A 15279-nucleotide genomic window follows, 5' to 3' on the forward strand; every position below is an offset into this window, starting at 1 on the left:
TGTATTAGATAATGGAAATATATTTTTGTAAAAATCACTTTTTATGGAATTATACTATACTTTTTCGGTACTAATTGTACTGGCCTCTTTCTTCGCTTATTTAAATTTAAGATTTTTAAAACTCCCGGGAACTATTGGAATCATGATTATTGCAATGTTGGTTTCAGTAGGTATTCGTCTGTTGGGTGATTCTTATTTTCCAGATACAACCAAACATTTTTTTGAATTGATTAAAGAATTTGACTTCAACGAAATCTTAATGGGAGCGATGTTAAATTTTCTTTTGTTCGCAGGTGCTCTGCATGTTAATATGTCTGATCTTAAAGAGCAAAAAGTTCCTATTATGATTTATTCTACGGTTAGTGTGGTGTTGTCAGCATTAATCATTTCTGTACTTCTTTATTATATAGCACCAATTATGGGAATAAAGATTCCTTATATATTCTGCTTGGTTTTTGGTACATTAATTTCTCCAACCGATCCTATTGTGGTGTTGGGTGTTTTGAAACAGGCAAAAGTTCCTAAAAGAATTGAAACCAAAATTGTTGGTGAATCCTTGTTTAATGATGGGGTTGCAGTAGTAATGTTTGCTGTTGTTTTAAAAATGGCTACAGATCCAACATTTGATATGACTTTTGGTTCTATCGCCTTGTTATTTGCAGAAGAAGGATTAGGCGGACTTTTATTAGGAGCTGTTTTAGGATATACTGCATCAAGGGTTATGAAGAAAATTGACGATTATAAAGTTTCTGTTCTAATAACGCTTTCTATCGTTATGGGAGGATTTCTGATTGCACAGAGTTTACATGTTTCAAGTCCGTTGGCAATGGTAGTTGCAGGATTGATTATAGGTAATTATGGCAAAAAAGTAGCGATGAGTGAAGTAACAAAAGATTATTTAGGTAAATTCTGGGAACTTATCGATGAGATATTAAATGCTATTTTATTCTTGTTTATCGGCTTTGAGTTGTTATTATTGCCAGATTTAAACAAACAATTGCTAACTGGTTTTGTGGCTATTTTTATAGTGTTGTTTGCAAGAATTGCGTCTATAGTTTTACCTTGGAAATTCTTCGATATATTTAAGATTTTCGGTATAAAATCTGCCTATAGCAAAGGTTCTTTGATGGTGTTGGTTTGGGGAGGAATTCGAGGAGGAGTTTCTATTGCATTAGTGCTTTCTATGCCAGAAGGAGAATATAAAAACCTGTTGCTGGAAGTAACTTATATTGTCGTACTATTTTCAATTGTGGTACAAGGACTGACCGTTGGGAAATTAGCGAAAAAGGTTTTAGAGAAAGAGTAGAAAATAGAATAAAAAGAATAGAATAAAGAGTGAAAAATGAAGATTTTTTATCTTTAAAATTATTTGACCGGAAGAAAAAAAGCCTGCAAAAATATTTTTGCAGGCTTTTTTTATCGTTTGTCTTCTTTAGAATAGTTAGAAGGACCGTTGATATCAATGGGAGTTCCTAAAAAACGAGGTTCTCTATTTCTTAAAACATCAAAGAACGATTTAAAAATAGAACCATATTCTCTAAAAGTAACATATTGGTATCCCAAATACTCACCCTTATTAGCAGAGTATCCGGCAGATTTTATTCCAAGTTTTTGCCCGATATAAATGGCTCGGTTTAAATGGTATTCCTGAGAGATTAATGTCGCTTTTTTGATGTTGAAAATATGTTTGGCGCGATACATGGTTGAATAGGTGTCGAATCCGGCATAATCAATAAAAATCTTTGTAGTATCAACTCCGTGTTTATAACAATAGTTTTTCATTACCGTTAGTTCATCATATTCATCACGGCCGTTATCTCCCGAAAGTAAAATTTTATTAATACGGTTTGCTTTGTATAAAGAAATACCAGCATCCAAACGGTCTTTTAAATATTTGCTTGGCTGATCTCCATTTATTCCGGCACCAAAAATAATTCCAACATCATTCTTTGGGAATTTTTTCAGGGAATAATAGATGTTTTTTTTGGTAGAATACTTCACATAATAGTTTACGGAAATGATAGCGATCAATCCTAAAATGAAAAGATAAAGGATTATTTTGAAATATTTTTTCAAGATGTATTTGTAAGATTAAGATTTAAAAAGCGAAGATACTTAAAATTCCCGTTAGTCAAAATCAAATTAAAAAACCGAAGTATTTCCACTTCGGTTTTAAAATATCTAATAATCTAAGAAGTCCAATAATCTATAAAAGTCCCGCTCTTTTCAATAAAGCCTCCGGTTTAGGTTCCTGGCCTCTAAAACGTTTGTATAAAATCATAGGATGTTCTGTTCCTCCTTTTGAAAGTACATTGTCTTTGAATTTTGTTGCCACTTCGTGATTGAAAATTCCCTTTTCCTGAAAATATTCAAAAGCATCAGCGTCCAGAACTTCAGCCCATTTGTAACTGTAATATCCGGAAGAATATCCGCCTTGAAAAATATGAGAAAAAGCTGTACTCATTGCATTTTCTTTTACATCAGGATACAATTGCGTATTGGCAAATTGTTCTGTTTCGAAAGTTTTTAGATCCGTAATATTTGTTGGATCTTGTCCGTGCCACGCCATATCTAATAATCCAAAACTCAACTGGCGCAAAGTGGCCAAACCTTCCTGGAAACTCGCACTTTCTTTAATTTTCTGAACATACTCAATTGGGATAATTTCTCCGGTTTCGTAATGATTCGCAAACAAAGCCAAAGCTTCAGGCTCGTAACACCAGTTTTCCATAATCTGACTTGGTAATTCTACGAAATCCCAGAAAACGGAAGTTCCTGATAAACTTGGGTAAACCGTATTGGCTAACATACCGTGTAATCCGTGACCAAATTCGTGAAACAAAGTAGTTACTTCATTAAAAGTCAATAACGATGGTTTCGTTTCTGTTGGTTTGGTAAAATTACAAACGTTCGAAATGTGTGGTCTTTCGTTAACGCCGTCTTTTTTATATTGATGTTTGAATGAAGTCATCCAGGCGCCGTTTCTTTTTCCTTTTCTTGGAAAAAAATCTGCGTAGAAAATTGAAACTAGATTGTTTTCAGAATCTGTTACTTCATAAGTTGTTACTTCTTCGTGGTATTTGTCGATATCAAAAACTTCAGTAAACGTTAATCCGTATAATTTTTTGGCAACTGTAAAAGCGCCATTTAATACTTTTTCTATTTGAAAATAAGGTTTCAGTTTTTCATCGTCTAAATTAAAAAGCTGTTGTTTTAATTTTTCCGAATAATAAGCACCATCCCATTTTTGTAATTCTTCGATTCCGTCCAGTTCTTTTGCGAAAGCAGTTAATTGGGCGAATTCTTTTTGAGCTGCCGGTTTTGCTTTTGCTAATAAATCATTCAGGAAAGAGAAAACTTTCTCCGGGCTTTCGGCCATTCTTTCTTCTAACACAAAATTTGCATGGGTTTTATATCCTAACAAGTTGGCTCTTTCGAAACGTAATTTGGCAATTTTCAAGACATTTTCCTGATTGTCGAATTCATTATTCTGAAACGATCTTGCTCCAAAAGCGATTGCCATCTTTTTACGCAATTCGCGATTATCGGCATAAGTCAAAAACGGAAGATAACTTGGATGATCTAAAGTAAAAATCCAACCTTCTTTTTCCTGGTTTTTAGCCAATAACCTTGCCGCTTCGATGGTTCCTTCCGGCAAACCTGCTAAATCTTTTTCGTCAGTCAAATGCAATTCGAAGGCATTGGTTTCTGCCAAAATATTCTCTTCAAATTGTAACTTTATCTTCGATAATTCCTTGTCGATTTCGCGTAATTTATCTTTTTTGTCTTCAGGTAAATTGGCGCCATTTCGAGAGAAGCTTTTGTATTTTTTATCTAAAAGAGTAGTCTGCTCCGGATTTAGATTTAATGTTTCTTTTTGATCGTAAACAGTTTTTATTTTAGCAAATAAAGCAGCGTTTAGCGTAATATCATTCCCGAATTCTGATAACAAAGGCGAAACTTCCTGAGCGATATTTTGCATTTCGTCACTCGTTTCTGCTGAATTCAAATTGAAGAAAACACTTGATAGGCGATCTAAAATATCTCCTGAAAAATCCATAGCTACAACGGTATTTTCAAAAGTTGGTGCTTCAGGATTGTTTACGATAGCATCGATTTCGGCTTTAGCCAAAGTAATTCCCTCCTGAAAAGCAGGAAGATAATCTTCGATTTTAATTTGAGAAAAAGGAGCAGTATTATGTTTGGTTGTGAATTTTGAAAGTAAAACGTTCATTATGATGTAATTTATTTTTATTAATTGAAGTCGATATTTTCGAATCCCAAAGATAGCAATTTATAAAAATCCAACGACCTAAACAAGGTTGATTCTCAGTATTAAAACCTTCTTAAAATGTGTTATAGATATGTTATTTATTGGTGCAGGAGATTTAAAAATCTTAAATTGTGAAAAACAGGATTACAACTGAAAAAAAAACTAATCAAAAATAATTGTAAAATAAAAATAGGATGAACTACCAAGTTATAATAAAACGTATTGATACTGTGAATGAAGTTGAAGGATATTGGTCTGATGAAGATTTTGTTCAATTATTAGAAAAATTCAATTATCCTGAGGGAGCAACAGCAGACAAAGCGAGTTTACCGGAATTACTGGAAATGGCTATTTCTGATTATGAGCCTCATGAAGCTGCAGAAATCGTTTTGAAATATAAATTTGCTGATCGATTAGGCGATGGGCAAATAGAGCAAATAGCACACAACATGTTAATTGATAAGGTTTGCGAGGAATATCCTGAAATAGATATGCAGGGAACTTTGTTTCATATCAATCAATTGCTTTTTAAAGCATACAACGGAAAATTTCCAAACGCAAAAGCATCTATCGTTCATTTTTCAATGACGCCAACAAATGGTGAAGTACAAAAGCTGTCAGCTGAAAACGTGCTAAAATTATTGAACAATGGCTTGTCTGACAGAAATCTTATTAAGAGATTATTTGAAAATCAGATTTCAGGAAATATTCCATTTCCTGAAGCCGAAGGAATTGTTTGGGAATTAACAACAAAGGATAATATAAATTATGATCTGGTTACTTCAGAAAATTGGATAAATAACGATGATATTACGGATTCTGAATTTGAAGCTGTTCTCGAGGATATCGAAGAGGAAGCGTAATTTTAAAAAGCTATAAAGTAAGAAAGGCTTCCGTAACGGGAAGCCTTTCTTGTTTTGTATTCTATTCAGTGGCAGCTTATACTGAAAACTGCGACTGAAAACTGAAAACTATTTCAAACTTTCAGCCGCTTTGTTAACTGCTGCTTTCAGTTCTTCTTTATATGAAATAATAGTTTCTAAAACTTTTTTATCATGGCTTCCGATGATTTGTGCGGCTAAAATACCCGCATTTTTCGCTCCGTTTAAAGCTACAGTGGCAACTGGAACTCCGCCTGGCATTTGCAGAATCGACAAAACTGAATCCCAGCCATCTATAGAATTACTTGATTTTACAGGAACTCCAATTACAGGAAGCGGTGACATCGACGCGACCATTCCAGGTAAATGTGCAGCGCCTCCGGCTCCTGCAATAATTACCGAAATACCGCGAGTATGCGCGTTTTTACTGAAATCGAATAATTTTTCAGGTGTTCTGTGTGCCGAAACGATATCAACTTCGGTTTCGATATTAAATTGTTTTAGTATGTCGATGGCATCCTGCATGACTGGCATGTCTGAGATACTTCCCATTATAATGGCTACTTTGCTCATAGGTTTTTGTTTGTTTCAAGTTTCAAGTTTCAAGTTTGAGGTTTCACGTTTTTGGTGAGACTGAAAACTGCGACTGTTTATTTTGTTTCAGGTTTTAAACTGTTACTGCGACTGAAAACTATATACTAATCACTCTAATTGTATTCTTAACATCCTCAGCAATTCGTCTTGCTTCGGTCATGTCTTCATTAACAATCGTAACGTGACCCATTTTTCTAAACGGACGTGTTTGTTTTTTACCGTAAATGTGTGGTGTAACACCGTTCCAGCCTAAAATGGTTTCGATATTTTCGTAAACTACATCTCCCGAGAATCCTTCGGCGCCTACTAAATTTACCATAACTCCGGCAACTTTACTGTCTGTATTTCCTAACGGAAGATCAAGAATAGCGCGTAAATGATTTTCGAATTGTGAGGTATAACTGGCTTCGATAGAATAATGACCAGAATTGTGTGGGCGAGGAGCGACTTCGTTTACCAGGATTTCATCTTCATGGGTTTGAAACATTTCAACGGCAAGAAGACCGACATGATTAAATTTTTCCGAAACATTCAAGGCAATAGCTCTGGCTTTTTCGGCAACTTTTTCATCGATTCTGGCTGGGCAAATTACATATTCTACCTGATTGGCTTCAGGATGAAATTCCATCTCGACAACCGGATAAGTTTTAATCTCTCCTGAAGGGTTTCTTACTACAATAACGGCCAATTCATTCTTGAACGGAACCATTGTTTCAGCGATACATTCTACGTTTGGTAAATCATCCATGTCTGAAATCTGACGAATAACTTTTACGCCATTTCCGTCATAACCAAATTCGGTACATTTCCATACAAACGGAATGGTGATTTCATTATCTCCAACAGATTTTTGCAAATGTGCAGGACTGTCAAATCTTAAATAAGCGGCTGTTGGAATCTTACTTTCTGTATAAAAATCTTTCTGAACTCCTTTATTCTGAATTCCTTTTAGGGTTTTTGGAGAAGGATATACTTTTAGACCTTCTTTTTCAAGCTGCGTTAAAGCTTCAAGATTGACCAATTCGATTTCGAAAGTCAGAACGTCGACTTGTTTCCCAAAATTATAAACTGTTTCATAATCCATCAAATCGCCTTTGAAGAATTTATTGCAGGCAATTTTACTGGGAGCTTCGTCGCTTGGATCTAAAACATAAGTTTGTATGTCAAATTTTCGAGTGTCAGACAATAGCATTTTGCCTAATTGTCCGCCACCTAATATTCCCAATTTAAAATCAGAAGAAAAATAGTTCATTGTAGTTGTGTTTTTGCAAAGATACTTGATAAAATAGAAATGCCAATTTATTGTCTATTGAATTGCTATTTTTTCATATAAGTAAGGTTGAAAAAAAGGATTGATTCAAATGTTAAAATTTTTAAAATAACTGGTTTTAAAATTTTGTTTTGTGGATATGAATTGCGTAGGTTTGACCAGAATTTTAACATCCATACATTTTAATAAGGTACATGACCACAAACGATTGGGCAAAACATATTCAAAAGTTTCTTTTTCTGTTAAAAGATGACTTTTTCGAATTACCATACCTGTCAAATTCTCCTCAGGTGATGTTAGACAGTCTTATAAAAATCCCTATAATAAAACATAACGCTCTGAAGCAAGTAATTTCTTCAGACAATGCTTTTTGGAAAGGTAAAATGCGTTACAGAAAAATAGAAGAGGGTTTCTGGATTTTAGAAACGAACATTCATCTAAAAGAAAATGTTCTTGCAAAAGCAACTTATACAAAAGACCATCTAAGAGACTATTATATTTTATCGTTTTCAGTTTTTGAATATAAATTTCCTTTTAAGGATTCTGAACCTATTACTTTACTAAGTACATGTTGGACTTTTTATAAACCGGATACTGAGGTCGCTACTTATTTTTATAAAGGAACCGAGGGCAAATTTTTTAATATCGCCATAAATAAGGAATGGGTAGATCAAAATATTAAGTCTGGTAAATTCTGTGGGAAAGGAGTATTGGAAAGTTTTTTTAATGCTCAAAAAGGATTTTATACCTGGCTGGATATTGCTCCAAATGCACATGCTTTGTCAAAAAAAATATCGAAAATATTAGAAGCTGAAGATGATATTCAGTTTAATACTTTGGAGTTAAAAAAAAACTGCGTGAAATTGATTACGGAATTTTTCAATAACTCTTTTGAAGACAGTCGTATTACAGATAATATTTCGTTGAGTAACTTAGATTACTATAATGTAGCCAAAGCAGAGAAAATGATTCTGCACAATCTCCAGTCTTCTTTTATAGGAATAGATCAAATTGCGTATGAGGTAAATACATCGCCAACAAAATTAAAGACTAATTTTAAAATTGTATTTGGCTTCTCGATGCTGCAATACCATAAAGAAAAAAATATGCTTCTTGCCAAACAATTACTTCAAAACTCTGAAGTCGAAATTCAGATTATTGCGGCAATTACAGGTTATGAAAGTGCCAGTAAATTTACTGCTGCGTTTAAGAAACGATTTGCTGTATTACCTTCTGTTTTTAGGGAGAATTAAATTGGAGCAGCATAATATGAATATAGGTAGGTGGATTGATTTTATAAAAGGAAATAATGCCTTTTATAAAGATGGTTTTTTCGAATTGCCTTATTTGTATAATTCTCCTCAGATAGTCGTGCAAAGTATCGTGAACTCTCCTTCTGCTAAACATGTCGAAGAAGAACAGGCTGTTTATATCAATAATCCTTTTTTTAATGGAGTTATGCGATATCGTGAAATCGAAGAAGGTTTCTGGATTGTTGCTACAAGTATCACTTTTAAGAAAAATGTTATGCTTAAAGCTATTTATGATCGGGAATTTCCACTTGACTATTATATGCTTACATTTTCAGTTTTTGAAAGCAACGTAAAACTTCAAAATACATTTGCCGATAAAAGTCCTTTTTCAAGTAAATATTGGGGTTTCAAAAGACCGGGAACAGAACTTGGTGCTTATTTTTATAAAGGTTCTGTGTGCGAATTTTATTTGTACGGATTTAGCAAAGAATGGGCAGAACGCAATTTTTCTTTTGAAAGCTTACCGGTAGAGAATCAGATTAAAAAGGTTCTTACCTCTGATGAAGGTTTTATTACCTATCAGGATATTGTGCCTAATGCAGCAGAATTATCTAAAGAAATTTTGATTAATTTAGAAAAGAACAATCACGATTTGTTGAGTAAAGCAATTTTAAAAACGCAGACTTTTCAATTGATTTCTACCTTTTTTAAAAATGCTTACATAGAGCAACCTATTGGTAATTATACTCCAAAAGAAACTCCTGATTATAAAAAAATAGCTGAAGCCGAAAAGTTGCTTTTGGATACAGTAACAAATCCTTTTTTAGGAGTAGACTATATTGCCAAAAAGGTAGATATGTCTCCAACAAAACTCAAACTAACTTTTAAATTGGTTCACGGTATTTCGATGATGCAATACCATAAAGAGAAAAAATTACTTCTCGCCATGCAGCTGCTTCAAAATACCGATATGCAGATAAAAAATATCGCCTTGGCAACCGGTTATAAAAGTTCCAGCAAGTTTACGGCGAATTTCAAAAAACGTTTTGGAAAAATGCCTTCTGAAATTCGATTATAATCAGTGTAAAATTCTTTCTTTTCAGCTGTTTAAGTTTTCTTTTTTGTGTTTTTTTTATGTTTTTATTAACACCGTATTTATACCTGTTTTTGTTTTTAACTTGTTGTTTTATAGTTTTTTAATTGTGTTGTTCTTCAAGTTTTAAACATTGTTTTTTACATGGTAAATTGTGTTGGTCGTTTCGGGCTATAGATGTGTCCGAATGGGCTATTCGACGTTTGGATTTCGATATAATTTTGTTTGGTAATTCTAAACCAGTCAAATGATAACAAAACTACTTTACTTCGCGAATGTGTTTCGCAACTTTCAAAAAACTCTTTATTGCCAATTTGCATATTAAATGATGCGAATGATTTTTTCAGCAGTTTTTAATTTTCCTTTTAGTACATAATTTATCTCCTGATGAATAAAGATTCCATTGTTTTTAACAATTTGGAACAAATAAATATTGCTGTTTATCAAAAGTTTAAAATAAAGTGATAATAATTAATTAACCAAACAATTAATGAAAAAAAAGACAACTTATTGGTCAAAGATTTCTATAGAAAATTTACTAATAAAAAAAAATATGATACTTACGATGTTAGCGCTGCTATTTCCGTTAGTGTCTTTTTCGCAAACCATTTATACATTTACAAATGCTGGGGCAACCGGACGTTTTGGTCCAACACAGTCTCAAGTTACTACTGCTTATACAGCAACGACACTTGCCGGAGCAGTTACCGTTAACACTCAGGGGATTCAAGAATGGATTGTGCCTGTCACGGGTAATTATAGAATTAGAGTGGCGGGTGCATCTGGTCAAAATTCTAGTAATGGTGTTGGTGGACAAGGAATGATTGCTCAATCTGATTATCCGTTAACAGCTGGTACAGTTTTAAATATTGTTGTTGGGCAACAAGGTTTACCCACTGTTTTAACAGGCTCATATAACGGCGGAGCAGGAGGCGGGGGCTCATTTGTTTATACTGGTGCAATCGGTGGCGGTGGATTATTGTCTGCAGCTGGCGGCGGCGGCGGCGCTTTGGCGTCAATTTTAAATGTTGTTCCAAATACTAACAATGCAAATTTCGGACCTAATGGTTATGATATTACCGATGCTGGAGGATATTTGTCTTTAGGTGGTACTGCTGGCAATGGCGGTGGATTTTCAAATCGTAATATGTTATCTGGAGGACCTGGAGCTGGCTGGTTATCTGATTATAATCCTGCATTTGGAGGAGGTTCTGCTACGATTGGTGGGACTAGATTTGTAGGAGGTACAGCAACATCTAATGCTAAAGATGGTGGTTTTGGTGGTGGTGGTGCTTCTGGAGATAGTACTAATTCTGGTTATGCATGGGCAGGCGGCGGCGGCGGATATTCTGGAGGAGCTGGCGGACATAATGGAGGAAATGGCGATGGACAAGTTGGCGGCGGCGGTGGTTCCTTTTTAAGTGGGACCAGTAAAACAAACGTTGGCTTCAGTACTGGAAATGGATCTGTTGTGATAACAAGTTTATACTCCGCATCTATATCTCAAACTGCAAATGTTGTATGCAGTGGTGATTTAACAGGAGCACTTTCTGTTGCTGTAAGTGGAGGTACTGTGCCTTATACATATGCGTGGTCACCAAATGTCAGCAGCACTTCAACAGCTTCAGGTCTTGCAAAAGGGCCTTATAGTGTAACTGTTACCGATGGGAATAGTTTAACAACGACAGCGTCTTTTACCATTGTTGCTTCAGATAATACGGCTCCAGTTATTACTACAAACGGAGCTAAAAATGTAAATACAAGCCCAGGCGTTTGTGATGCAATTGTAACAGTTTCTGCAACAGCTACGGATAATTGTAGTGTTGGAACTCCAGTGGGAGTACGAAGTGATGCAAAATTACTTTCAGATGCTTATCCTTTGGGAATCACAACAATCACTTGGAATGTAACAGATACTAATGGAAATGCTGCAGTTGCGGTAAATCAAACAGTAACTGTAGTAGATAATGTAAAGCCAACTGCAATCTCGAAAAACATTACAGTGCAATTGAACGCAAGTGGAAGTGTAACTGTAAATGCGAGTCAGCTAAGTAATGGAAGTACCGATAATTGCGGAATTAATAATTACAAATTCTCTGCCGGAAGTGTAGGCACAGTTTGTAATGTTGCCGGTGAAGGAACTTTTTTAAGACTTAATGCACCTGCGGGAAGTGTTTTTAAAAATATAGTTTATGCTAATTATGGAAACTCTACAGGAACTTGTGGGAATTTTGTTAATGGTAGTTGTAGTGCATCAAATAGTTTAAGTTTAGTAACAGCTGCTTTCCTTAATAACAATAGCGGAATTATTTATTCTAGCAATGATACTTTTGGAGACCCTTGCAATGGAACACAAAAGCGACTAGCCGTACAAGCTAACTATGCTCCGGCAACGGCAGAAACGACTTCAATAACATACTCTTGTGCTGATGTAGGCGTAAAAAATGTTGTATTATTTGTTACTGATAATAGTGGAAATGTTTCGTCAGTGAATGCAACAATAACAATTCAGGACAATATTGTCCCTGTAATCACTTCGAACGGAAATAAAAGTGTAAATGCAGATTCAGGAGTTTGTGGGGCTAACATAATAGTTTCGGCATCTGCAACAGATAATTGTTCAGTAGGAACTCCAACGGGAGTAAGAAGTGATGCGAAAGCACTTACAGCTCTTTATCCTGTAGGAACAACAACAATAACTTGGAACATAACCGATGCTAATGGAAATGCAGCAACAGCAGTAACTCAAACGGTTACGGTAGCTGATAATCAAATTCCGGTACTTGCTTCAAACGGAGATCAAAATGTAAATACAGATTCAGGAGTTTGTGGTGCAAACGTAACCGTTTCTGCAACAGCTACAGATAATTGTACAGTTGCAACTCCAACAGGAGTAAGAAGCGATGCCCAATTGCTTACAGATGTTTATCCAATAGGAGTTACAACCATAACGTGGAATGTAAGTGATGCTAATGGAAATGCAGCAGTTACAGTAACTCAAACGGTAAGTGTAACAGATAATCAAATTCCGGTAATTGCTTCAAACGGAGATCAAAATGTAAATACAGATTCAGGAGTTTGTGGTGCAAACGTAACCGTTTCTGCAACAGCTACAGATAATTGTACAGTTGGAACTCCAAGTGGAGTAAGAAGTGATGCAAAATTATTGACAGATGTTTATCCTTTAGGAGCAACAACCATAACATGGGATGTAAACGATGCTAATGGAAATGCTGCAGTTACAGTAACTCAAACTGTAACAGTAACAGATAATGAAATTCCTGTAATTGCTTCAAACGGAGATCAAACAGTAAATGCTGATTCAGGTATTTGTGGCGCAGTTGTTTCAGTTTCAGCAACGGCTACTGATAATTGTACAGTTGGAACTCCAACAGGAGTAAGAAGTGATGCAAAATTATTGACAGATGTTTATCCTTTAGGAGCAACAACCATAACATGGGATGTAAACGATGCTAATGGAAATGCTGCAGTTACAGTAACTCAAACTGTAACAGTAACAGATAACGAAATTCCTGTAATTGCTTCAAACGGAGATCAAACAGTAAATGCTGATTCAGGTATTTGTGGCGCAGTTGTTTCAGTTTCAGCAACGGCTACTGATAATTGTACAGTTGCAAATCCAACAGGAGTACGAAGCGATGGAAAATTGCTTACAGATGTTTATCCTGTAGGAACTACAACAATCACTTGGAATGTAGTAGATGTGAATAGAAATACTGCTGCTGAAGTTATTCAAACTATAACAGTAACAGATAACGAAATTCCTGTAATTGCTTCAAACGGAGATCAAAATGTAAATACTGATATCAATGTTTGTGGTGCAAGCATAACGGTTTCGGCAACAGCAACGGATAATTGTACAGTTGGAACACCAACGGGAGTAAGAAATGATGGAAAATTACTTTCAGATGTTTATCCAGTTGGAAGTACAAAAATCAAATGGAATGTAAAAGACGTAAATAGTAATGATGCTGTTGAGGTAATTCAAACCGTAACAGTAATCGATAACCAAATGCCGGTGATTTCTTCAAATGGTGATCAAAACGTAAATGTTGATGTCGCTACTTGTGGTGCAAACGTAACAGTTTCGACAACGGCTACAGATAATTGCACAGTTGGAACTCCAATAGGAGTGAGAAATGACGCAAAATTACTTACAGATGTTTATCCTGTAGGAATTACAGAAATCAAATGGAATGTAAAAGATGTTAACGGAAATGATGCAGCTGAGGTAATTCAAATAGTAACAGTTGTAGATAATATTGTACCAACAGTAATTACAAAAAACATAACAGTTCAACTTGATGCAACAGGAAATGCTATAATTCTCGCTTCTGACCTTGATAATAATTCATCTGATAATTGTACAATCGATACAATCGAAATTGATAAAACATCATTTACTTGTGCTAATATTGGATCAAATATTGTAAAACTTACGGTAACAGATAAGAATGGGAATTTTGATACTAAAGAGGCAACTGTAATAGTTGAAGACAATATCAAACCAATCGTAATTACAAAAAATATCACCATTCTTCTTGATGCTTCTGGTGTTGCTACAATCCAGGCTTCTGATGTTGATGATAATTCAACTGATAATTGCGAAATCGCAGTAAGAGAGTTAGATAAGACAGAATTTACTTGTGCTAATATCGGACCTAATACGGTTAAACTAAAAGTTACCGACAAAAACGGAAACTTTGATGTTAAAGAAGCTATTATAACTGTAGAAAACAAAATTGTACCAAAAGTATTGACAAAGAATATTACACGACAACTTAGTACATTAGGAAATGTATCTATTGTTGCATCTGATATTGATAATGGATCAATATATGCTTGTGGAACTCCAACTTTGGTAGTTTTTCCAAATGTCTTTACCTGTGCTAATATTGGGATCAATAATGTCACGTTGACTGCTACAGATGCCTACGGTAATGTTTCAGTAAAAGCGGCAACAGTAACTATCGAAGATAAAGTTGCGGCGACTGTACTTACTAGAGATGTAACCGTTCAGCTGGATGCTTCCGGGAATGCGTCAATCACCGCAGCCCAAATCGATAACGGAAGTTTTGATTTTTGCGGAATTGCTTCACTTACAGTTAGTCCAAATAGTTTTAGTTGTAATGCTATCGGAGAAAATGAAGTAACGCTTACTGTTACTGATGTGCACGGAAATATTTCTACAGAAATCGCAATCGTGACGGTTCAGGATCATGTTCTCCCAACGGCTAAAACGAAAGATCTCACAGTAGAACTTGATGCGTCAGGCAATGCATCAATTACAGTGAATCAAATCAATAACGGAAGTTCTGATAATTGTGGTGTCGTATCAGTAAGTCTTGATAAGCTTTCTTTTGATTGTACCAATGTTGGTATCAACGCGGTTCTTCTGACTGTAAAAGACAAAGCTGGAAATACGGCAACAGCTACTGCGAAAGTTACAGTTGTAAATAAATTTGGAGATAATGATAATGACGGAATTTTAGACAATTGTGACGATGATGATGATAATGATGGAATCAAAGATTGGTTAGACAACTGTCCAATTACTGCTAATCCTTATCAGGAAGATCGCAATAATAATGGTATTGGTGATGCCTGCGATAAAGACCAGATGAATATTTCTGAAGCTTTTACTCCAAACGGAGATGGTATCAATGATACATGGGTTATTTCGAATATCGAAAATCATCCTAATTCAATTGTACGTGTTTTTAATCGTTGGGGAACAGAAGTGTTTGTTGCTAAAAATTACCAAAATGATTGGGATGGACATTACAAAGGAAGTTCCAGTTCTCTGCCAGAGTCAAGTTCATATTACTATCAAATTGATTTAGATGGTGATGGTACTATCGAAAGACAAGGATGGATCTATATTAACAGGTAAT

General features: G+C 35.1%; 9 protein-coding genes. 5 read left to right on the forward strand and 4 right to left on the reverse strand.

The features are described from left to right. Positions 1-43 precede the first annotated feature (43 nt). Positions 44-1306 carry a cation:proton antiporter gene (locus NJT12_RS03665; RefSeq protein ID WP_271334576.1) on the forward strand — a complete coding sequence of 421 codons (1263 nt, stop codon included), beginning with the start codon at positions 44-46 and terminating at the stop codon, positions 1304-1306. Positions 1307-1416: 110 nt separating this feature from the next. Here the strand turns inward: NJT12_RS03665 and NJT12_RS03670 are convergent, their stop codons facing one another. After that, positions 1417-2076 carry a SanA/YdcF family protein gene (locus NJT12_RS03670; RefSeq protein ID WP_271334577.1) on the reverse strand — a complete coding sequence of 220 codons (660 nt, stop codon included), beginning with the start codon at positions 2074-2076 and terminating at the stop codon, positions 1417-1419. A gap of 130 nt (positions 2077-2206) precedes the next feature. Then, on the reverse strand, positions 2207-4234 hold the full coding sequence (locus NJT12_RS03675) for a M3 family metallopeptidase (RefSeq protein ID WP_271334578.1): 2028 nt from the start codon (positions 4232-4234) through the stop codon (positions 2207-2209). Between the two features lie 233 nt (positions 4235-4467). Here NJT12_RS03675 and NJT12_RS03680 point away from each other — a divergent pair, with 233 nt between their 5' ends. Beyond that, positions 4468-5136, forward strand: a complete 669-nt coding sequence (locus tag NJT12_RS03680) for a hypothetical protein (protein ID WP_271334579.1) — start codon at positions 4468-4470, stop codon at positions 5134-5136. A gap of 108 nt (positions 5137-5244) precedes the next feature. On the opposite strand, the gene purE is transcribed toward NJT12_RS03680, so the two are convergent. Beyond that, the gene (purE, locus tag NJT12_RS03685) at positions 5245-5727 is read right to left on the reverse strand and encodes a 5-(carboxyamino)imidazole ribonucleotide mutase (protein ID WP_271334580.1); all 483 of its coding nucleotides are present in this window, start codon (positions 5725-5727) and stop codon (positions 5245-5247) included. A gap of 118 nt (positions 5728-5845) precedes the next feature. Further along, entirely contained in the window at positions 5846-7000 is a 1155-nt protein-coding gene (locus NJT12_RS03690; RefSeq protein WP_271334581.1) for a 5-(carboxyamino)imidazole ribonucleotide synthase, read from the reverse strand. Between the two features lie 212 nt (positions 7001-7212). Between NJT12_RS03690 and NJT12_RS03695 the strand changes: the two genes are divergently transcribed. The 3 genes from NJT12_RS03695 (at position 7213) to NJT12_RS03705 (ending at position 15278) form a co-directional block, all read left to right on the forward strand. After that, positions 7213-8271, forward strand: a complete 1059-nt coding sequence (locus NJT12_RS03695) for a helix-turn-helix domain-containing protein (RefSeq protein WP_271334582.1) — start codon at positions 7213-7215, stop codon at positions 8269-8271. Positions 8272-8287: 16 nt separating this feature from the next. Further along, a complete protein-coding gene (locus NJT12_RS03700; protein WP_271334583.1) occupies positions 8288-9349 on the forward strand; it encodes a helix-turn-helix domain-containing protein in 1062 nt (353 codons plus the stop codon). Between the two features lie 505 nt (positions 9350-9854). Then, entirely contained in the window at positions 9855-15278 is a 5424-nt protein-coding gene (locus tag NJT12_RS03705) for a T9SS type B sorting domain-containing protein (RefSeq protein ID WP_271334584.1), read from the forward strand. The last annotated feature ends 1 nt before the right edge of the window (position 15279 follow it).

This window comes from Flavobacterium azizsancarii, assembly GCF_027980145.1.
GTDB lineage: Bacteria > Bacteroidota > Bacteroidia > Flavobacteriales > Flavobacteriaceae > Flavobacterium > Flavobacterium azizsancarii.